General features: G+C 64.5%; 18 protein-coding genes. 1 reads left to right on the top strand and 17 read right to left on the bottom strand.

All coding sequences use genetic code 11. The features are described 5' to 3' along the window. Positions 1-40 precede the first annotated feature (40 nt). From FBY33_RS15210 to FBY33_RS15135, 16 genes are all read right to left on the bottom strand, one after another. On the bottom strand, positions 41-2,965 hold the full coding sequence (locus tag FBY33_RS15210) for a DEAD/DEAH box helicase (RefSeq protein WP_142031272.1): 2,925 nt from the start codon (positions 2,963-2,965) through the stop codon (positions 41-43). 20 nt (positions 2,966-2,985) lie between these two features. Then, positions 2,986-3,780 (bottom strand): twin-arginine translocase subunit TatC, encoded by a 795-nt coding sequence (gene tatC, locus FBY33_RS15205; protein ID WP_142032920.1) that lies wholly within the window; start codon positions 3,778-3,780, stop codon positions 2,986-2,988. 48 nt (positions 3,781-3,828) lie between these two features. Continuing rightward, positions 3,829-4,101, bottom strand: a complete 273-nt coding sequence (tatA, locus tag FBY33_RS15200) for a Sec-independent protein translocase subunit TatA (protein ID WP_056333928.1) — start codon at positions 4,099-4,101, stop codon at positions 3,829-3,831. Positions 4,102-4,133: 32 nt separating this feature from the next. Next, complete coding sequence (locus FBY33_RS15195; protein ID WP_142031271.1) at positions 4,134-4,481, bottom strand: hypothetical protein; 348 nt, start codon at positions 4,479-4,481, stop codon at positions 4,134-4,136. 10 nt (positions 4,482-4,491) lie between these two features. Continuing rightward, positions 4,492-6,477 carry a helix-turn-helix transcriptional regulator gene (locus FBY33_RS15190; RefSeq protein ID WP_142031270.1) on the bottom strand — a complete coding sequence of 662 codons (1,986 nt, stop codon included), beginning with the start codon at positions 6,475-6,477 and terminating at the stop codon, positions 4,492-4,494. 91 nt (positions 6,478-6,568) lie between these two features. Next, entirely contained in the window at positions 6,569-6,964 is a 396-nt protein-coding gene (locus FBY33_RS15185) for an FKBP-type peptidyl-prolyl cis-trans isomerase (RefSeq protein ID WP_142031269.1), read from the bottom strand. A gap of 62 nt (positions 6,965-7,026) precedes the next feature. Next, entirely contained in the window at positions 7,027-7,995 is a 969-nt protein-coding gene (locus FBY33_RS15180) for an FKBP-type peptidyl-prolyl cis-trans isomerase (RefSeq protein WP_142031268.1), read from the bottom strand. A gap of 116 nt (positions 7,996-8,111) precedes the next feature. Further along, the gene (gene pafA / locus FBY33_RS15175; RefSeq protein WP_142031267.1) at positions 8,112-9,476 is read right to left on the bottom strand and encodes a Pup--protein ligase; all 1,365 of its coding nucleotides are present in this window, start codon (positions 9,474-9,476) and stop codon (positions 8,112-8,114) included. 9 nt (positions 9,477-9,485) lie between these two features. Then, the gene (gene prcA, locus FBY33_RS15170; RefSeq protein WP_142031266.1) at positions 9,486-10,196 is read right to left on the bottom strand and encodes a proteasome subunit alpha; all 711 of its coding nucleotides are present in this window, start codon (positions 10,194-10,196) and stop codon (positions 9,486-9,488) included. 1 nt (position 10,197) lies between these two features. Beyond that, positions 10,198-11,019 (bottom strand): proteasome subunit beta, encoded by an 822-nt coding sequence (gene prcB, locus FBY33_RS15165; RefSeq protein ID WP_142031265.1) that lies wholly within the window; start codon positions 11,017-11,019, stop codon positions 10,198-10,200. Between the two features lie 80 nt (positions 11,020-11,099). Continuing rightward, positions 11,100-11,303 carry a ubiquitin-like protein Pup gene (locus tag FBY33_RS15160; protein WP_018761343.1) on the bottom strand — a complete coding sequence of 68 codons (204 nt, stop codon included), beginning with the start codon at positions 11,301-11,303 and terminating at the stop codon, positions 11,100-11,102. An 84-nt stretch (positions 11,304-11,387) separates the two neighbouring features. Then, positions 11,388-13,061 carry a depupylase/deamidase Dop gene (dop, locus tag FBY33_RS15155; RefSeq protein WP_142031264.1) on the bottom strand — a complete coding sequence of 558 codons (1,674 nt, stop codon included), beginning with the start codon at positions 13,059-13,061 and terminating at the stop codon, positions 11,388-11,390. Continuing rightward, complete coding sequence (arc, locus tag FBY33_RS15150) at positions 13,058-14,809, bottom strand: proteasome ATPase (RefSeq protein ID WP_142031263.1); 1,752 nt, start codon at positions 14,807-14,809, stop codon at positions 13,058-13,060. The genes dop and arc overlap by 4 nt, the downstream gene beginning before the upstream one ends. Positions 14,810-14,892: 83 nt before the next feature. Continuing rightward, positions 14,893-15,957 (bottom strand): tRNA (adenine-N1)-methyltransferase, encoded by a 1,065-nt coding sequence (locus FBY33_RS15145; protein ID WP_142031262.1) that lies wholly within the window; start codon positions 15,955-15,957, stop codon positions 14,893-14,895. 95 nt (positions 15,958-16,052) lie between these two features. After that, positions 16,053-17,252 (bottom strand): site-2 protease family protein, encoded by a 1,200-nt coding sequence (locus FBY33_RS15140; RefSeq protein WP_142031261.1) that lies wholly within the window; start codon positions 17,250-17,252, stop codon positions 16,053-16,055. Next, positions 17,245-17,928, bottom strand: coding sequence for an HAD family hydrolase (locus FBY33_RS15135; RefSeq protein WP_235010661.1), 684 nt, complete (start codon positions 17,926-17,928; stop codon positions 17,245-17,247). The genes FBY33_RS15140 and FBY33_RS15135 overlap by 8 nt, the downstream gene beginning before the upstream one ends. A 199-nt stretch (positions 17,929-18,127) precedes the next feature. Between FBY33_RS15135 and FBY33_RS15130 the strand changes: the two genes are divergently transcribed. Beyond that, on the top strand, positions 18,128-19,033 hold the full coding sequence (locus FBY33_RS15130) for a PAC2 family protein (RefSeq protein ID WP_142031259.1): 906 nt from the start codon (positions 18,128-18,130) through the stop codon (positions 19,031-19,033). A 714-nt stretch (positions 19,034-19,747) separates the two neighbouring features. On the opposite strand, the gene FBY33_RS15125 is transcribed toward FBY33_RS15130, so the two are convergent. After that, a complete protein-coding gene (locus FBY33_RS15125; protein WP_235010310.1) occupies positions 19,748-20,560 on the bottom strand; it encodes an IS3 family transposase in 813 nt (270 codons plus the stop codon). Between the last annotated feature and the right edge of the window lie 32 nt (positions 20,561-20,592).

Genomic DNA, 20,592 nt, shown 5'->3' with positions numbered 1-20,592 from the left:
GTGGGGGCGCACCGGCAGCAGCCGGCGTTGGACAACGGGGCTAGAGAACGGATGAATACGCCACGACACCGCGGCGGATGAGGTTGATCGCTTCGGCGCACAGCCGTGCCAGCCGCGGGTCGAGGCCGGGGATTTTGGCAAGCTGGTCCAGAAGGTCCACAACCTGCTTCACCCAGCGGACAAAGTCGCCGGCGGCAAGATCGGTGCCGCTGAGGACATCCTGCAGGTGGCGGCCGCGGGCCCATTTATACAGCGGCCACATAAGTCCCAGTTCAGGTTCGCCGGTCAGGGGAAGCTTGTTCTCCTCTTCCACGTCCTCAAGGACGGACCATTCCTTGACCACAATGTCCACGGAGGTCTCCAGCGAGACGCTGGGCATGCGCGGCCGCAGGCCCCGGTCTTCGCGTTTGGCCTGGTAGACCAGCACGCTGGCCAGTGCAGCAACTTCGGCGGCGTCGAGGTCATTGAACGCGCCCAGCCGCAGCGACTGGGAGATCAACAGGTCCTTCTCGCCGTAGATCCTGCGGAGCCGCTGGCCGTCAGGGCTGATGTTAAGCCTGCCGTCTCCGGCATCTTCGAGGTAGCCGTAAGCGGACAGCACATCGCAGACCCGGTCGAAGGTCTTGGCGATGGTGTTGGTCCGGCCTTGGATCTGGCGGACCAGGCCGTCCGTTTCGCGCCGCAGCTTCCACCAGCGCTCCGACCAACGGGCGTGGTCTTCCCGTTCACTGCACCCATGGCAGGGGTGGGCCTTCAGGGCCCGGCGCAGCTCCGCTATGCGCTTTTCCTGGTTGGGCAGGGCGGCGCCGCGGCCGAAGTCGTGGTTGCGGTTCTGGCCCGGGGCGGGCGGACGGTTTTCCCGCAGGGCGTTCCGGACAGAGGACGCGAGGTCCCGGCGCGACTTGGGCACCTTGGCGTTGAAGGATTTGGGGATGCGGATCCTGGTAACCGGCGCGATGGGACCTTCGAGGTCGTCGGCGCCGATCCTGCGCAACTGGTTGTCCAGCGTCAGCACGGCCGGCCGGGGTTCGCGGCTGGTGTGGTCCGAGCTAAGGACGACGGCGGGCCCGGGGGCGCGGCCGCCGGGAACGTCGACCACATCGCCGGGCAGGAGGCGCGCCAGGGAGTCGTCGCAAAGGGATTTCCGGACGCGGGACTTGGTACGGGAAGTGGCGTTCTCGGCGTCGGACAATTCCCTGCGCAACCGGGCGTACTCCGTGAAGTCGCCCAGGTGGCAGGTCATCGATTTTGCGTAGCCGGCAAGGGATTCCTCACGGCTCCGCACCTGGCGGGCCAGGCCCACCACGGACCGGTCCGCCTGGAACTGGGCAAAGGATGACTCCAGGATCTCCCGTGCCCTGGCCCGGCCAAACTGCGCCAGCAGGTTGATGCTCATGTTGTAGGTGGGCCGGAAACTGGAGTTCAGCGGGTAGGTGCGCCGCGATGCCAGCCCGGCCACCGCCGTCGGATCCGTTCCCGGCTGCCACAGCACTACGGCGTGGCCTTCAATGTCGATGCCGCGCCGGCCTGCGCGGCCGGTCAGCTGGGTGTACTCACCCGCGGTGATGTCCACATGGGCTTCGCCATTGAACTTGTCCAGCTTTTCCAGCACCACCGAGCGGGCAGGCATGTTGACGCCCAGGGCGAGGGTCTCCGTGGCGAAGACAGCCTTGACCAGGCCATCAACGAACAGTTTCTCAACGACCTCCTTGAAGGTGGGCAGCATGCCGGCGTGGTGGGCGGCGAAGCCTCGAAGCAGCCCGTCCCGCCAGGTCCAAAAGCCCAGGACGTCAAGGTCGTCCGGCGGGATGTCCTGCCCCGCCTCGTCAACGCGCTGGGCAATGATCCGCTGCTCTTTCTCGGTGGTGAGCCAGAGCCCGGACGCAACGCACTGGGCGACGGCCGCCTCACAACCGGCGCGGGAAAAGATGAAGGTGATGGCCGGCAGCAGGTCCATCCGGTCCAGGCTGGCGATCACCTGGGGGCGGCTGGCGGGGCGCACCCCCATCGGCTCTGCAGCACGGACCGGGCGGTCGTTTCCGCGCCGGCCGCGCTGGCCCCTTCCCCCGGGCCCCGGCCTGCTGCGGAAGCTCTGCCGGCTCTCGCTCTGGGCCACCGTCAGCAGGTCCGGGTTGACGTCGAAACCGCGCCCCTTGCCGGCGTCGCGGGACTTGCCGGACGCGGCCGGCTGCTGCTCGTCTTCCTCAACGGGCGGGGCGATTTCGTCGAAAGTGGTCTCCCCGGCAAACAGGTCCATGATCCGCCGACCCACCATGACGTGCTGCCACAACGGAACCGGGCGGTGCTCGGAAACGATGATGTCGGTGTCACCACGAACGGTGTCCAGCCAGGCGCCGAATTCCTCGGCATTGGAAACGGTCGCACTCAGTGACGCCACCTGGACCTCGCTGGGCAGGTGGATGATGACTTCCTCCCAGACGGCCCCGCGGAACCGGTCGGCGAGGTAGTGGACCTCGTCCATGACTACGTAGCCAAGGTCGCCGAGCGTGGCCGAGTCCGCGTAAAGCATGTTCCGGAGGACCTCGGTGGTCATGACCACCACCTGCGCATCACCGTTGATGCTGGTGTCCCCGGTGAGGAGCCCCACATTGTCTACGCCGTATTTTTCGGCGAGTTCACTGAATTTCTGGTTGCTGAGCGCCTTGATGGGCGTGGTGTAGAAGGCCTTCAGGCCCCGCTGCAGCGCGAGGTAGATGGCGAACTCCCCCACGATGGTCTTGCCGGCGCCGGTGGGGGCAGCCACCAGGACTCCCCTGCCTTCCTGCAGGGAGCGGCATGCCTGCCGTTGAAAGTCGTCAAGCTCGAAGTCCAGGGTCCGGATGAACGCGCCAAGGTAGGTGGCGGCCTCGGCCCGGCGTTCAGCGCTGGCACGGTATCTCTCGGCCGGCGACATTTCTTCAGGATCGATGGGGCCGGCGGAGAAGGGTCCGGTGGTGGAGGACATACCCCAAGCCTAACGGCAGGCTAGAGCTTCTTCAGTTCGCTGCTTGGGGTTGCGACATCGGCGGTGGCCTCGGTTTCCTCAACCTGCCGCGCCTGGCGGCGTTCGCGGCGCTTGTCGTTCATGATGCAGATGCCGATGGCCGCGAAGAACAGTGCAAGCAGCGGTCCGGCCAGCATGAACATCGAAATCGCGTCCGCGCCCGGCGCGGCAATGGCGGCCAGGACGAAGACCAGGAAGACGGTGATGCGCCAGGCCTTGAGGATGGTGTGGCCGGAGACGATTCCGGCCATGTTGACGCCCACCAGCACCACGGGGACCAGGAAGGCCAGGCCCAGCATGAGCACCATCCGGGTGACGAACTCGATGTAGGTCCGGGCGTCGATGACGCTGGAGGAGCCCGCCGGGGTGAACTGGGTCAGCGCGTGGACCACCTGCGGCACCACAAGCCAGCCCACCCAGATTCCTGCCAGGAACAGCGGAATGGCGGCCGCCATGTAGCCGAGGGTGTAGCGGCGTTCCTTGGACGTCAGCCCAGGGGTGATGAAGGCCCAGAGCTGGTAGATCCAGATGGGGCTGGAAATGACCGCCCCGATCAGTAGCGACATCTGGAGCTTGAAGTCGAAGGGCGACGCGATGGTCCCGAAGTTGATGGCCGCGAGGCCGCCGGTCTCATTGGAGATGCGGTTGACCGGTTCAGCCAGGGCCTTCAGCAGCGGATCGTAAAGTATCCAGCCCCCAATGCCGCCAATGACGACGCCGATGGCCGACTTAATCAGCCGGTTCTTCAGCTCGTTGAGGTGCTCCCAAAGCGACATCCGCCCTTCGGGGTTGGCTTTACGGGCCCGCGACAGTGCCACGGGAGGTCAGGCGCGGGTCGACGGCGGAACGTCAGTGCCGTCTGTCGGCTCACCGGGCTTCGCCTTGGGGTGGTTCACGATGGTGCCTTCCACCGGACCATTTGCCTCGGTGGAGTCGGCTTTGCCGTCGTTCTTCATTTCCTTGACCTCGGACTTGATGATCCGCATTGACTGTCCCAGGCTGCGGGCCATGGCCGGAAGCTTCGGGGCGGCGAAGAGCAACAAAGCAACAACGATGATGATTACGATGGGCCAGGGGCCATCAAAGAGTCTTCCCACGGGAAATCCTTTCCTCTACGTACATCCTACTTCTATGTGAAGTCGAGATCTCCGAGCGCCTGCGGCTGGCCCCGGTCCTTTTTACGCTGCACCCGCCGGCGGCGGCGTTCCTCGCGCCGGGCCCATTTGGATGCCTCGTAATCATGTCGCATGACAGCGGGTGAGGCAAAAACGGCTGAGCCTGGCAGAGCCCGGGCCGGATCTGCAGATTCCTCCGGCAGATCAATGGGGTTCAGGTGTCCCAGCTTTTCGCCTGCGGCACCGAGATCCTTCATCGTGGCCATGAACTGGCGGAAAAGTCGGATGCCCAGCAGGACATAGAACAGCAGGGCTACTGCGACCAGCGCCACCCATATGAGAATCCAGGACCACCAAGGCATGCTGAGAAGTCTATCGGTCGTAGCTGGCCAGCGAGGCCGCGAGCCAGTCGCGCGCGACGGAAGCGAGATCCGCCGGGGCCAAAATCCGGGCTGAACCGCCATGCTGGGCCACGAACATCGGCAGCCAGGCAGTGTTGCCGAACCTGATTTCGGCCACCAGGCCGCCGTCGGGCAACTCCGCGGTGCGCTCCGCGTAGTAGTCCTCCGCCAGCCCCCTCCCCTGCCGGGTGAGCTGGACGGTGACCATGGTGTCGTCGTCGTTCGCGGTGAACAGCTTGGCCGGGACGCCGCCCTCCGGAGGCCCATGCGGGGCGGCGGGTTCGCCGGTGGGGTGCACGTCCTGTATCCGGTCCAAACGGAAATTGCGCAGCCCGTCCACCAGGTGGCACCAGGCTTCGAGGTACCAGGTGTTGTCCAGGGAATACAGCCGCAGTGGGTCAACGTCGCGCTCTGTCACGGCGTCCCGCTGGGGTGACAGGTAGGTCAGGTGGAGCTGGGAGCGGGATTCGATGGCCTGGCGCACCGTGGCATGGGTTCCGGCGTCCGCCGGTGCAACCTGCGGCCCGGCGATGGAGGCAGCCTGCAGTCCCTCCTCGCCTGCGGCAGCCAGGAGCTTCAACGTGACAGATTCCAGGGCACCGCCGCCGGGAAGGTCCGGCAGGCCGTTGAGGGTTTCAAGACCCGTCAGCAGCGCGCATGCCTCCGCCACGGTAAACCGGACCGGCTTCTTCAGGTCAAGGTCCTGGGTAATGAAGACGTGGTCGTTTTCCCATTGGATATCGAGCAGGTCGTCAGGATAACCCTCCGGCAGCCCTGAGCAGATGAGGATCCGCAGGTCTGCCTCGAGCTCCTCCCGGGTGACACCGAAGTGCTGTGCCACGTCCTGGATGTGCAGGCCCTGGTTATGGACCAGGAACGGCACCAGCTGCAGCATGCGCTTGAGCTGGTCCTCCGACGTCCCCTTACGGGCGGCCCGGGAGCGGATATCGGCAAAGGTGTAGGCGGGAACAGGTGCGTCGCTGAACACGGCTGCGGCCTGCAGCCTGCGCCGCACGGCAGCGGCCAGCCCGGCCGGTTCCTGTACCTGGGCATCAGGTCCGTAGGAAGCCAGTTCTTCGGCAAGGACCTCCGGGTCCCGGTACTCCACGAAGAGCCGGTCGTAGCCCTCAGGGGGTTGTCCTGGTACCTGCTCCAGGGCGCCCTGGACGGCACGGCGGCGCAGGGCCAGCAGGTGCCCCTCCCTGACGTCCACGACGGCGGTGCGCAGCGGCAGTTCAGGCAGCCGGTCAAGCTCAGCACGGATATTGAAGTCGACGGGGGGTGTGTACTGCTCCCTTGCCAAGGTGGTCACGGCGCTGGTGAAGCGCGACAGCCGAAAGTGCCTGGGCGCCTTCCGTGCCCGGTCGTAGCCCATGAGGTACCACTGGCCGAACCGGCTGCCCAGGCCCCACGGCTCCACAGTGCGTTCTTCCTCTTTACCGGTGGTGCCCGCGAGATACGTGAATGTGACGGGATGCCGGGCGTGCATGGCGGCCACGATGTCATCGAACGCCTGCCCTGCGGGTTTGATCCGTGGCTGGACCCCGGCCGGCAGTTCAACCTCGGCCATCCTGCCGGAAGCCTGAAGCTTGCGGAGGGCGCTTTGCGCGGCGGTTCCCAGCGCCGCACGCTCCCACAACTGGGAGGCCAGCAGGAGGACGGTCCATTCCTCGGGCCCCAGCTGGACATCCGGGAGCCGGTTGGACTCCTTGCCGATCCGGTACCTGGTGGTGGCGGGGTCGTCCTCACTCCAGCCCATGTCCGTCAGCGTCTCGACGTCGAAACCCATCGCCCGCAGGTCATTCTTGTCCCGCTCGAACATCCGTCCGAATGCGACGTCGTTGCCGGAGGTGTCGTGGTAGACCTTTTCGCGCAGTTCGCTGCGGTGCAGCCCGTAGCGGGTGTTGAGCAAGGCAATCAGCAGGTTGAGGAGTCGTTCAGTACGGGATAGGGACACGTTCGTTACGTTACTAAACTCCCCCGGGGAACGCAGAAAGCGCGGCAGTATGGGAGGAATATCCTCCAGTACTGCCGCGCTGCCCGTTCAATCAGCGGACGGCCACGAGGTCCACGACGAAGATCAGTGCTTCGTTGGGGCCAATCGCGCCACCTGCACCGCGCGAGCCGTACGCCAGCTCGGAGGGGATCTCAAGGCGGCGGCGGCCGCCGACCTTCATGCCCAGCAGGCCCTGGTCCCAGCCCTGGATGACCTGCCCGACGCCGACGCGGAAGTCCAGCGGTGCGCCGCGGCCCCAGGAGGCGTCGAATTCCTCGCCGGTGGACCAGGCAACCCCGACGTAGTGGGTGGAGACGGTGTCCCCTGCCTGGGCCTCCCGGCCGTCACCCTCGATGAGGTCTGTGATGACGAGTTCCGTGGGGACGGCGCCTTCCGGGAAATCAATCTCGGGCTTCTGGCGGTCAAATTCCCGCTGTCCAAAAGACATGCTTGCTCCTATGCGTGGGTGTGATGGGTGCCGCGAGGGACGCGGCGTCCTTGTAAGTCTTGCTACTTGACCCCGAGGATGTCCACTACGAAGACCAGGTCGCCCTTTGCCTGGCCCTGGCCGGCGTCGCCGTAGGCCAGGTCCTTGGGGATGACCAGCAGGACACGGGAGCCGACAGTCTTGCCGGCGAGGCCCTGGGTCCAGCCCTTGATGACGCCCGTCAGCGGGAAGGTGGCGGGCTGGCCGCGGTCGAAGCTGGAATCGAACTTGGTGCCGTCAGCGAGGTTGACGCCCACGTAGTTCACGGTCAGGGTGTCGGACTCCTTGACGGTGGCGCCCGTGCCCTTGATCAGGTCCTGCGACACGAGGGACGTGGGGGCCGCGGCACCCGCAACGTTGATTTCCGGGATGCCGTCCTTTTCCGTGACCGTCGGCAGCCCGGCGGGCGGCGTTACGGTTTCACCCTGGGGCTTGTCCAGCACCGGGGCGGGGTCGGCAGCGGAAAGAACCTTGATGATCAGCAGCTGGCTGGGCGCTGCTGCGGCGCCCGGGCTGGGGCTGGCGCCGTCAGACGGGCTGGGGTTCGTCGATGCTGCACTCTGCTGGCCGGGGACGGCCAGCGCCAGGCTGGACCCGACCTTTGCGCCCACGAAAGCGTTGTAAATGACTGCGCTGCTGGTCTTGAGCTCATCATTCAGCTCAAGGCTCTCAGGCTCGTTGGCGAACGTATCCTCAAGCTGGGAACCGTCCGTGCCGTTCAGCGCCAGGATGGAGACCTTGGCAATCTGGTTCGCCTTCACGGCGTCGCCGCTGCCTTCGGACACCACTTTGATGGTTGGCTCGGTCACAGTCAGAGGCTTGTCGAAGTCCACGCCAGGGGCCTTCTTGTCCCCGTTGTCGGTCAGCTTGAGGGAGTCGAACTTTGCAGTCTCCCCGGCGGACTGGCTGCTGGGCTCGGGCTGGGAGGCGTTGCCTCCGCAGGCAGTCAGGAGCAGCAGGCCGGGAAGGAGGATTGCTAGTAGTCGGCGCACGTAGGAAAACTTTCGTCGGGGCAGGGTGGATACGACATTTCCGCATGGCAGCGGAGAGCATCGTGCAGAGGTCCCGTTAAAAGGACCTTATCCAGAATAGACCCTGAAGCTGGACGTCAGCCCATAGAGTCCAGAAGCGCATCAACGCGCTCATCGACGCTGCGGAAGGGATCCTTGCACAGAATCGTCTGGTGGGCGCGGTCATTCAGTTTCAGGTGCACCCAGTCCACCGTGTAGTCACGGCCCAGTTCCTGTGCACGGCGGACAAAGTCGCCGCGCAGCTTGGCGCGGGTGGTTTGCGGCGGTGCGTCCACGGCTCCCTTGATGACGGTGTCATCGACAATCCGGCGCACGGCCCCACGTGACTGCAGCAGGTAGAACAGCCCACGGCTGCGGGAAATGTCGTGGTACGTGAGATCGAGCTGGGCAATGCGGGGCGCGTCCAGGCCCAGGCCGTGGCGTTCGCGGTAGTTGTCCATCAGCTTCTTCTTGATGGCCCAGTCGATCTCGGTGTCAATCCCCTTGGTGTCACCGGATTCAATCGCGTGCAGAGTCCGCTCCCACAGATCGAGGATCAGCGGTACATGCGGGTTGTGCGCGCCGTGCTCCTGGACGAAGGCCGTGACCTTGGTCAGGTACTCCTGCTGGATTTCCAGGGCAGTGAGCTGGCGTCCGTTGGCAAGGCGGACCAGTGCCCGGCCACTGAGGTCATGGGAGATTTCGCGGATACTTCGGATGGGGTTCTCCATCCTCATGTCGCGCATGATCACGCCCGCTTCGATCATCCGCAGGACCAGGTCCACGGTGCCGACCTTCATCAGGGCAGTGGCCTCTGACATGTTCGAATCGCCCACAATGACGTGAAGCCGGCGGTAGAACTCCGCGTCCGCGTGCGGCTCGTCCCTCGTGTTGATGATCGGCCGTGACCGTGTAGTCGCGGAGGACACTCCCTCCCAAATGTGGTCGGCGCGCTGGGAGAACGCATAGGTGGCCCCATGCGGGGTCTTCAGGATCTTCCCGGCGCCGGCGATGAGCTGGCGGGTGACCAGGAACGGAATGAGGATTTCGGCCAGGCGGGAAAATTCCCCACGGCGGGGAATCAGGTAGTTCTCGTGGCTGCCGTACGAATTGCCGGCGGAGTCGGTGTTGTTCTTGAAAAGGTAAACGGTGCCATTGAAGCCTTCGGCGGCCAGCCGTGCCTGGGCCTCATCCACCAGGTCATCCAGGATGAGCTCACCCGCACGGTCGTGGGCGATCAGCTGTGCGAGGTCGTCGCATTCGGCGGTGGCGTATTCGGGGTGGGACCCAACATCGAGGTACAGCCGCGAACCATTGGTAAGGAACACGTTGGACGAGCGCCCCCAGCTGACCACCTTGCGGAAGAGGTACCGGGCCACCTCTTCCGGGGCAAGCGGCCTCGAATCGGGGCTCGAGTAAGAGATCCCGAACTCGGTCTCGATGCCGAAGATTCTCTTGTCCATGTCGTCCTCCTAGGCCAGCAGTGCTGTGATGTCCGCGTCGTTCAGCCTGCGGAAGGCACGCCGGGTGCCGCGTGAGTTTTCGGAAAGCCTGTCCAGGACTGCCACTTCGAGTGCGCCCGGCGGCAACGGTGCTGCCGGCTGCTCTCCCTCCTGGGCAGGGGTAAGTCCCTTCAAAGCCAGCCGGACAGCGTCAGCGAAGCCCAGGGATGCTTGCCAACCAGCCTCGATGGCTGAAGACACTTTTTCTGCCTGGCCGCCCATGACGACGAAACTGTGCTCATCGGCGATCGAGCCGTCAAAAGTCAGCCGGTACAGGTGGTCATCGGCCTGGGTGGGGCCCACTTCGGCTACCGCCAGTTCCACCTCGAACGGTTTTTGCTCGGCGGTGAAGACAGCCCCCAGGCTTTGCGCGTAGACGCTTGCCAGGCCGCGGGCGGTGACGTCCTCGCGGTCGTAGGAGTACCCGCGGACGTCTGCATAGCGGACGCCCGCCTGGCGGAGGCTTTCGAATTCGTTGTACTTGCCAACCGCGGCGAAGGCGATCTTGTCGTAGATTTCGCCGACTTTGTGCAGGGACGGCGAAGGATTCTCGGCGACGAGCGCGATGCCGTCGGCACAGCTGATGACCACAACCGACCGGCCGCGGGCGATGCCTTTCCGCGCGAAATCCGCACGGTCCTTCATCAGCTGTTCGGGCGAGACATAGAACTGCTGGGTCATGTCAGGCCTCCCGTCCGGCGACGGTGCGTGCTTCAATCACGGCGCGCGAAGCAGCCGCGAGGTCAGCCTCGGGCACCCGATGGGCTCCTGTTCTGTCCACCGTATAGACCACAGGCCACAACTGCCGGACGGTGTCCGGTCCGCCGGTGGCGGAATCGTCGTCTGCGGCGTCGTACAGGGACTCCACGGCCACAGACAGCGCTTCGGCTGCGGTGAGGTTGGGCCGCCAGAGCTTCTTCAGCGCACCCCGCGCGAAGACCGACCCGGAGCCCACGGTGTGGTGTTCGTGCTCCTCATACCTGCCCCCGGTGACGTCATAGGAGAACAGCCGGCCGACACCGGCGCTGGTGTCGAAGCCTGCGAACAGGGGCACAACGGCCAGGCCCTGAAGGGCCATCGGGAGGTTGCCCCTGATCATGGCCCCCAGCCGGTTGGCCTTGCCTTCGAGGCTGAGCTGGGTTCCTTCAATTTTTTCGTAGTGCTCAAGTTCAACCTGGAAGAGGCGCGTCAGGTCAATTGCTATGCCGGCTGTTCCGGCAATGCCAAGCACAGAGAAGTGGTCTGCCGGAAAGACCTTCTCGATGTGCCTGCTGGCAATGATGTTGCCCATGGTGGCGCGCCTGTCGCCCGCCATGAGGACACCACCGCCATAACTCATGGCAACGATCGTGGTGGCGTGTGGAACCTGCACCGGGACAGCCGTGGACGCGCCACCCTGGAGGGACCGGCTAAAGGGCAATAGCTCGGGCCGGTCCCGCTGCAGGTGCTCGGTAAAGGACGAGGTGGCGTTGGCGGCTACCTGGTTGGCGGTTGATTCCTGCACTCATCACTCCTTGAACGTGGTACTTCAACGTCGGTACAGATTCCGGCCGTCCGCGGCTTCCGCCACCTTCCGGGTCCGGGTTACTGGCCGCCCTTTTGCACGAATGCCCGGACGAACTCCTCGGCGTTGGATTCCAGGACGCCGTCAATTTCGTCGAGCAGGTCGTCCACGCCTTCGGTCGATGCCGAAGCCTGGGCCTCGGGCGGTGCCGGTGGTGCCTCGGGGATGTCGTCCTCGACCTGGCTGTCACGTGACTGCGGCTGCTGCTGCTCCTGGCCTGCCATTGGTTTCCCTCCTTCTTCCTCCGGTGGATCCGGCGGATCCTCCGATATGCCCATCCTGCCACGGGACGGGCGTTCCGGCGCGGTTTATGCCGCAGGCGGAGTGCTGTTGTGTCCCAGCAGTTCCCCGAGGAACGGTCCCGCTTCCCGGTAGCGCTCAAACAACGCTCCGGTGAGGGCTTTGGTTCCCCTTAGGGGTTCCCTGGTGGGCACCCGCTGAAGCCGTCCGTAACCCGGCACGTCGAAGATCACCGAATCCCAGCTTGCGCCAACCACATCCTTGCCAAAGCTGCTGATGCATTTTCCACGGAAGAAGGCCCGGGTGTCGGCGGGGGGCTCTGTCACCGCAGCGGCAATGGCGGCATCCTCCACCACGCGCTGCATGCGGTTCCTGGACAACAGGCGGTAGTAGAGGCCCTTCTCCGGCCTGATATCGGCCCACTGGAGATCCACCAGGCCCAGCCGGGCGTCGTTCCATTCCAGTCCATCGCGCTGCCGGTAGCCCTCAAGCAGCGTAAGTTTCGCCAGCCACTCCACGGAAGTGGCAGCGGCAGCCCTGTCACTGTCCAGCTGGGTGAGGACGGAAGCCCACCGTTCCAGGACGTCATGGGTGTGCCCGTCACCGTCCAGGGCGTCGCCCACGCCGGTGTCCTGGGCCAGCTTGGCCGCCGCCTCGTGGTACATCCACTGAATGTCCAGGGCTGTGACCCGCCGTCCGTCCAGCAAGCGCAGCTTTGCGGTGAGCGAGGTATCGTGGCTCACCGTTTTGAGTGCCGCGACGGGCTCATAGACCTCGATTCTGGGAGCCAGCCCTGCCTCAATCAGGCTAAGGACCATGGCCGTGGTACCGAACTTGAGGTAGTTGGACACCTGGCTGAGATTGGCGTCACCGATGATGACGTGGAGGCGCCGGTACTTATCGGCGGTCGAATGAGGCTCGTCCCTGGTGTTGATGATGGGCCGCCGGATGGTGGTCTCCAGGCCGACCTCGGCCTCGAAGAAGTCGGCCCGCTGGCTGACCTGGAAGCCGGGCGTTGAGCTGTCCTGTCCTATCCCCAGCCGGCCGGCGCCGCATACCACCTGCCGGCTGACGAAGAAGGGTGTGAGCCCGCGGACGATGTCGCCGAAAGGGACAGACCGCGGCATGAGGTAGTTTTCGTGGGAACCGTAGGACACGGACTTGTTGTCTGTGTTGTTCTTGTAGAGGTTGACCGGCGGGAGGGCGGGGTCCGCGGCCAGCCGGCGGACGGCGGCCAGCCCCACCAGGTCGCCGGCAGCATCCCACGCCACCGCGTCCCGCGGGTTGGTGACCTCAGGGCTTGAGTACTCGGGATGGGCGTGGTCGACGTACAAGCGGGCTCCGTTGCCCAGGACCATGTTCATCAGCAGGGTCCCGGACTCGTCCTGGCCGTCCAGCTCGAGTTCTTCACGGCCGTAGGCCAGGGCCACCGCCTCCGCGTCAAGCACCGGTGGCTGGTCGGTCAGCTGGCTGGGGTGTGCAGCGCCACGGTCCACGGTCCAGCCCCGGGCATCGTGCAGGGGCTCTTCGTCGGTGTAGTCCCAGCGGGTTTCTGCCCCGCCGGCCGCCCGTTGCCTGGTGACCTGGGCGTAGGCCTGCACCACCCGGGCGCTCATCATGGTGGCATTGGCCGAGGGAGCGGATGGAGCGTGGATGCCGTACTCCGTTTCCGCCCCCATCACCCGCATGGCACCGCCGACGGGGAGTGATTCCCCGGCGGCAGGTCCCCTTGCATCCGTCATAGATACTGCCCTGTGGTTGGCATCGTCTCGATGGACTTGCCCGGCTCCTGCCCGGCCTTGCCCTGGACGATGGTACGGATATAGGTGATCCGTTCGCCCTTCTTGCCGGAGATGCGTGCCCAGTCGTCGGGGTTGGTGGTGTTGGGCATGTCCTCGTGTTCGCGGAATTCGTCCACCACCGCACGCAGCAGGTGCTCGATCCTGAGCCCCTTCTGGTGGGTGGTCAGTAGGTCCTTGATGGCGTACTTCTTGGCCCGGTCCACCACGTTCTGCACCACGGCGCCCGAGTTGAAATCCTTGAAGTACAGCATCTCGGTGTCCCCGTTGGCATAGGTGACCTCAAGGAACTCGTTGGACTTGTCCGTGGAGTACATGGCTTCAACCGTGCGCTGGACCATGGCGTCAACCGTGGCCTGGATGTCCCCGTTGTGTTCAGCGAGATCCGATTCGTGGAACGGCAGGTCCGTGGTGATGTATTTGTTGAAGATGTCTGCCGCGGCTTCCGCGTCGGGACGCTGGATCTTGACTTTGACGTCAAGCCGGCCTGGGCGGAGGATGGCGGGGTCGATCATGTCCTCACGGTTGGATGCGCCGATGACGATGACGTTGTCCAGGCGTTCCACGCCGTCGATCTCACTGAGCAGCTGGGGCACGATGGTGGTTTCGACGTCGGAAGAGATTCCGGTTCCGCGGGTGCGGAACAGGGAGTCCATTTCGTCGAAGAACACCACGACGGGGCTGCCGTCCGAGGCCTTTTCCCGGGCGCGGGAGAAGATCAGCCGGATGTGCCGCTCTGTTTCACCTACATACTTGTCAAGGAGTTCAGGCCCCTTGATGTTCAGGAAGTAGCTCTTCAGGTCCACGTTCCCGGACCGTTCGGCGGCGCGGGCAGCGAGGGAGTTGGCAACGGCCTTGGCGATAAGGGTCTTGCCGCAGCCCGGAGGACCGTACAGCAGGATTCCCTTGGGGGCCTTAAGCCCATGTTCACGGTAGAGGTCGGGGTGCAGGAACGGCAGTTCGACTGCGTCCCGGATCTGCTCGATCTGCGGACCAAGGCCGCCGATGTCCTCGTAGGTGATGTCCGGAACTTCTTCGAGCACCAGGTTCTCCACCTCGGAGCGCGGCACCTTCTCAAGTGCATAGCCGGTCCGGGAGTCCACGGAAAGGGCATCGCCAACCCTGAGCTTCTCGGCTTGGAGCGCGCCGGAAAGCCGGACCACCCGTTCCTCGTCGGCCCGGCCCACCACCAGCGCACGGTCACGCCCCAGCATCTCCTTGAGCGTGGCAAGCTCGCCGGCGCGTTCATAGCCGAGTCCTGCAACTACCAGGAGTGCTTCGTTGAGCAGTACCTCCTGGCCTACCGCCAGCTGGTTAATGTTCACCAGGGGGCTGACGCCCACCCGCATCTTCCGGCCGGCGTTGAAGATATCCACCGATTCCTCGGTGGCAGCCTGGCCGCTGCTGCCCGGTGAAGGCTGGCGCTTCGGATTGATCTGGAGGATGGTGCCGAAGCTGTACGGCGGTTGCCCTTCCTGGTCCAGGGCGTTTTTCAGCCGGAGGATCTCCGCCTTGGCCGTCTCAAGCATGCTGACCAGCTTGGTGTTGTTCTGCGTCGCCGCTGCCAACTGGCGGTCGATGTGCCTGAGCTTGTCCCGAAGTATGTTGACCTGGCGGTCAGCAACCGAGAGGTCGTTGGCGGCAGACTGCTCTGCCGGTGTACGTCCGGAGTCCTGGTTTGGTGTCTCCATGATGTATCAGCCCCTTCCTGCGCTTCTCTTAAAGACATTAGTCCCAAGATGCCGGGTAGGGATGGAGACTCCCGAAATGTGGACTAGTTCGTAACCTCGGGCGTGTCCACCACGTTCGTTCCCGCGATGGCGTCGCGGGCTGCCCGCCGCAGCTTCTTGTCAGATACTGCCCGCTCCCCTACCGCGCCGGGAGTCCAGGCATTGACGTCCTCTTCGTTGAATTCGGTCTTGGACGGCCGGCGCTTGACTGAAATGCCGGTGACGCCGTCGGCGAGGCGCCGGGTGACCAACAGGAATCCGGTGTGGGCCACCATGCGGTGGTCCGGCCGGACTGCGAGTCCTTCCAGGTGCCAGCCGCGGACCAGCGATTCCCAGGCGTCGGGTTCAGTGAAACGGCCGTCGGCGCGGATGGCTTCCGCCGTACGGGACAGCTGGGTGACGGTCGCTACGTAGTTGATCCAGACGCCGCCGGGGGCGAGGACGGTGGCGACGGCGTCGAGGCATTCCCAGGGTGCCAGCATGTCCAGGACCACGCGGTCCACGGAGCCGGGCTCCTCAGCCTTGACCACTTCCTCCTGGAAGTCGCCGAGGGAGATCTGCCAGGCAGGATGGGGGCCGCCGAAGATGGTCTCCACATTTCCCCGGGCGATGTCGGCAAACTCTTCGCGCCGCTCAAAGGAGTGCAGGTAGCCGTTATCGCCCACGGCGCGGAGCAGGGAGATGGACAGGGCGCCGGAGCCCACGCCGGCCTCCACCACACGTGCGCCGGGGAAGATATCCGCCATGGTGACGATCTGCCCTGCGTCCTTGGGATACACGACGGCGGCACCGCGGGGCATGGACAGCACGAAGTCGGAGAGCAACGGGCGGAGGGTCTGGTACTGCTGGCCAACGTTGTTTACCACAACGGAGCCGTCCACCTTGCCGATGATCTCGTCGTGGTTCAGGAAGCCGCGGTGGGTGTGGAAGGCGCCACCGCGTTCAAGCGTGATGGTATTCATGCGGCCGCGTTCGTCGGTGAGCTGGACACGCTCACCTTCGCGGAAGGGACCCCGGCGACGGGCAGCTCCCACCGGCTGCGAGCCGCCGGCGGGAGCACCGGCCTGCGCTGCTCCCGTGGCGTCGTTGACCGCAGTTTCGCTGCTCATGATGTTCCTCGCTCCTGTAAACCTTTTGTGCCGCGGGCAAAGTCCCCAGGGATATCGGGGCTTTTACGGCGGCAATGCACGACCGGCAGGTAACTCTACCGGTTCTGCCCCTGCGGGTGCTTATCGTTGCGCTGCCTCTTTCCGGTGATGGCCGCAAGGACGACGTCCTGGGTCAGCAGTCCGGTCACTGCGCCATTGTGGTCCACCACTGCATAGTGCCGCCCCTCAAGCTGCGAAAGAAACTGGATCAGCTCTTGCCCTTTGGACCACTCGGGAACGTAGGCCCCGGCAGCCAGGGGAAAAGAAATGGCGGTGACCGGGGTTGAATCCGCGGCTGCACCGGGCACCGAGGCCAGCGCGCCAGGGTCCACCACGCCCTGCGGCCGGCCGTCCGGTCCGCATACCACCACTGACTTTGTTCCGGCCGCCGCCAGGCGGAGGGCGTCGCTGACGGTGCCACTGGCAGGTACGCCCACGGCCGGCGTCGACAATCCCGCTGCACTCACCAGCGGGAGCCGACCCCGCAGCGTGCCCTGCTGGATTGAAGCGGAGGCACCCATCCACAGGAATCCGCCAACCAGAATCGTAATCATGAGGAGGCTGAAGTCCGGCTCGCCGCCGGCGAGGTACGGGCGAAGAAGGAACCAGTAGGCGATCGCCAGGACGATGATGCGCCCGCCCCAGCCGGCGGCGACAGTTCCTTTCGCCTGGCTGCCGGTGGCCTTCCACACGATGGACTCGACCAGCCGGCCACCGTCCAGCGGCAGGCCCGGCAGGACGTTAAAGACGGCGATCAGGAAGTTGGCCCACATGAAGATGTTGGTCAGGATCTCGGCGACACTTCCCAGGCTGTTGGTGCCCAGCAGCAGCCAGGCCCCGCCGGCGAGGACGAAATTGGCTGCTGGTCCGGCCAGCGCCACCAGTACGGACCGGCCGGGGGAAGCTGTGAAGCTTTCGAACTGCGTGTGCCCGCCCCAGAGGTTGAGGACGATCTTTTGCGTGGGCCATCCGTAGATTTTGGCGGTGAGGGCGTGGGCGAGTTCGTGTACCAGCACAGAGATCAGGAGCAGGACGGCGTAGGCGAACGCGACGAGATAGGCGCTCATGCCGAGCATGGGGTTGTTCCGCGCCAGTACTGGCCCGTAGGCGATGACGGTGAAGGCTGCGATCACGAACCACGAATAGGCAAGCACGACCGGAACGCCGGCGATGCGTCCCAGCGGGATGCCCTCGCGGCGTCCTGTGGTGGCCGGCGTGCCGGGTTCCGTGCCCCGTTGCGTGTCAGGTTCAGCCACGGGAGCCACCGGCTGCCGTGGCGGCAGGCCCCGTTGCCTCCGCCCTCAAAAGCAGGGCTTCGAGCTCCACCAGGCTGCGGCCGGACAGGGAGTCCCAGAGTGCGTAACTGCCGTCGTCCGGCAGTGGAACGATGTGCGGCACCGCCACGGTGGTGACGCCGGAGGCTACGGCCGCGGCCACGCCGGGGACAGAATCCTCGAGGGCAACGCAGTGGTGGATGCCGAGGTCAGGATCAGTTTCCTGCAGCAGCTCGACGGCGGTCAGGTACGCCTCGGGGTGCGGCTTGCCCCGGGTGACGGTGTCGCCGGTCACAAGGACTTCAAAGTAGGGGCGGGGCAGGCTGGCCACCACTTCGCGGGCCAGCGGCCCCTCGGACATGGTGACCAGGGCGCAGCGCACGCCGGCGAGGTGCAGTTCCTCGAGGAGTTCACGGGCGCCCGGGCGCCATGGCACCTGCTGCTGGACGCTGCTGATGACCTGGGCCGTCAGGGAATCGATGATCTCGCGGATTTCGAGCTCAACGCCGGCCTGCTGGAGCAGGCCCGCGGAGAACGTCAGTGACTGGCCCACCAGTTGCATTGCCTGGTCATGGCTCCAGGTGCCGCCATGGGCTTCCACCAGGGCACGCTCGGCGGCAATCCAGTATGGCTCTGTGTCCACGATGGTCCCGTCCATGTCCCATAGGACGGCTTTGAGCGGGGAACCGGCGGCAGGAAATCGCATGCAGCCAGTCTACGGGGCGGGGCTGGGCGGAGCCTGTGGGCTACGCCCTTGGCGAATATGACGCAGGCCGGGTGCCCTATGCGCGGTTTACCGGCGATTTGCGGTGCTTCATTCCATGCACGAGCGTCCACCTTGGACGTAGGGTGAAGAAATGAATAGCTTCGAGGGAGACACCGCCGAACAAGGTGCCGGACCCGAGCGGGAACGGTTCCTGCAGCCGGTGGCTGACGGACAGCGCGTAACCGTAATGCTTGCCGCCTTTGAGGGGTGGAACGACGCCGGAGAAGCGGCCAGCGATTCGCTGCGGTACCTGAACAAGTTGTGGGGCGGCAAGAAAGTGGCATCCATCGATGCCGATGAGTATTACGACTTCCAGTTCACCAGGCCCACCGTCCGCAGGAACGCCGCCGGAGAACGCAAGATCAAATGGCCCTCCACCCGCATCTACAAAGCCAGCGCGCCCAACTCCAACGTGGATGTGATCTTCGTGCAGGGGACCGAGCCGTCCTACAAGTGGCGCGCCTACACTGCTGAGCTGCTGGTGCATGCGGAGGCTCTGAGCGTGGACTACGTGGTGCTGGTGGGGGCGCTGCTGGCCGACGTTCCGCACAGCCGCCCCATCCCGGTGAGCACGTCGTCCGATGATGCCCAACTTCGGGAACGGATGAACCTGGAAGCGTCACAGTACGAAGGCCCTGTGGGCATCGTGGGAGTCCTGTCCGAGGTGGCGCTGCTGGCCGGAATCCCAACCGTATCGCTGTGGGCCGCGGTGCCGCACTATGTGGCACAGGCGCCCTCCCCCAAGGCCCAGCTCGCCCTCCTGCACCGCATCGAGGAGCTGTTGCAGGTGCCGCTGGATACCCACGAGCTGGCGGAGGAAGCGGACGCCTGGGAGCGTGGCGTGGACGAACTGGCCACGGAGGACCCGGAAATTGCCGCCTATGTCCGGCAACTGGAGGAAGCCAAGGACACCGCCGACCTGCCTGAGGCCAGCGGCGAGTCCATTGCCCGCGAATTTGAACGCTACCTGAAGCGGCGGGGCCAGGACCGGCCCTGACGTTGGGGAGACTCTAAAGGGACCTGACGTTGCGGAGACGTTAAAGGGAAGGGGGCCGGGCCGGGAGAAATCCTGAAGTGGTCCCCGAAAGTTGGACTGAGATTTGTAGGAACTTACTCTAACTGTGAAAGTTCGGCTTCCTAAGAAGGCTCCGTCCCACATGGGACGGAGCCTTCTTGGCGTAGGCACGTGCCTAGGGGGATGCGACTACGGCTTTTCCTGCTGCTCTCTTGGCTGATCAGATAGCGCTCTCTGCTCCCTTTTAGCAGCTACACCGAGGGGCACGAGGACCGCGATGCGACCAGCACGACCGTAGGAGTACGAAGCGGAAGTCAATGAACATGCTCAAAACCACTCCGAGCAAGATGACGGGTGTTGCCGAGTAGGAACCTACTCGGACCAAGCGCCTCGTTTTGGGTGGCATGTCCTGGAACCTGTCGACCACGCTATTTCCTTTCCTTCCGAAGAACGAAACCGCGCTACTGCTCTATCGATAGGACGATGAAAATTGCCATCACTGCCATCAGGCCAAACACCTGTAGGAAAAGACCTTTGCGCTTAGCTTGATCCACTTTCGTCGTTCGGTACAGAAGGACGAAGCAGACGATGGCTAGGAGCGCTGCGAGTACGGCCCACAACAGTGACAAGTCCATGCCTGAGCCTAACGGTTGGAGCAACTTACAGCTCTCGAAAACTTAGATCCTCATCGGCGGATTAAGCCGCAAGGGCGTGTGCACGGTATTGCGCAGGACTCAGACCATTGAGTTTGGTGGAGATTCTTTCGGTGTTGTACCAACGGATGTATTCGTGCACCGCCGCAGCCAAGGAGTCGGTGTTGAGGAAACGGACGCGGTGGAAGAGCTCTTCCTTGAGGTGTCCAAAGAAGTTCTCCATCACGGCGTTGTCGTAGCAGTTGGCTTTGCGGGACATCGATTGGACCGCGCCGGCATCCGCCAAGAGTGTGCGCCAGGAGTTGTGCTGATACTGGAATCCCTGGTCGGAGTGCACTAGTGGCTTCTGCCCGTCCTCCAAGGTGGCCAAGGCGCCGCGCAGCGAGGCATTGGCCAGCTCTAGATTGGGCGACGTGCCAATGGCATAGGAGATGATCTGTCGGTCAAAAAGGTCCATGATCGGTGAGAGGTAGAGCTTCCGGTCACCGACGCTGAACTCGGTCACATCGGTAACCCACTTCTGATTTGGGGCGTCCGCGTCAAACTGGCGTTTCAGCAGGTTAGGGGCCACGATCCCCTGCTCGCCCTGGTACGAGTTGTACCGCTTCCTGCTTCGGACCTTGCAGACCAGCCGGAGGGAACGCATCAGCTTCAGCACGCTCTTCTTTGCGACCCTCCAGCCTTGCTTGAGCAGTTCGATATGGATCCGGCGGTGCCCGTAGCGGCCATGGTTCTTCGTGAAGATCTCTGTAATAGCGGTCTTCAGGGAAGCCCGCGGATCGGGGCCATTAAGTTTGGCCTGGTGGTAGAAGAACGTTGACCGGGCCAACCCGGCCACGTCCAGGAGAATTTCCAACCTGTGCTCAGCCTTGAGAGCGATGACAGCGC

The sequence above is a fragment of the Arthrobacter sp. SLBN-112 genome, from assembly GCF_006715225.1.
Classification (GTDB): domain Bacteria; phylum Actinomycetota; class Actinomycetes; order Actinomycetales; family Micrococcaceae; genus Arthrobacter.
Note: the sequence above shows the minus strand (reverse complement) of the source record. Positions and strands in the feature narration are given on the sequence as shown.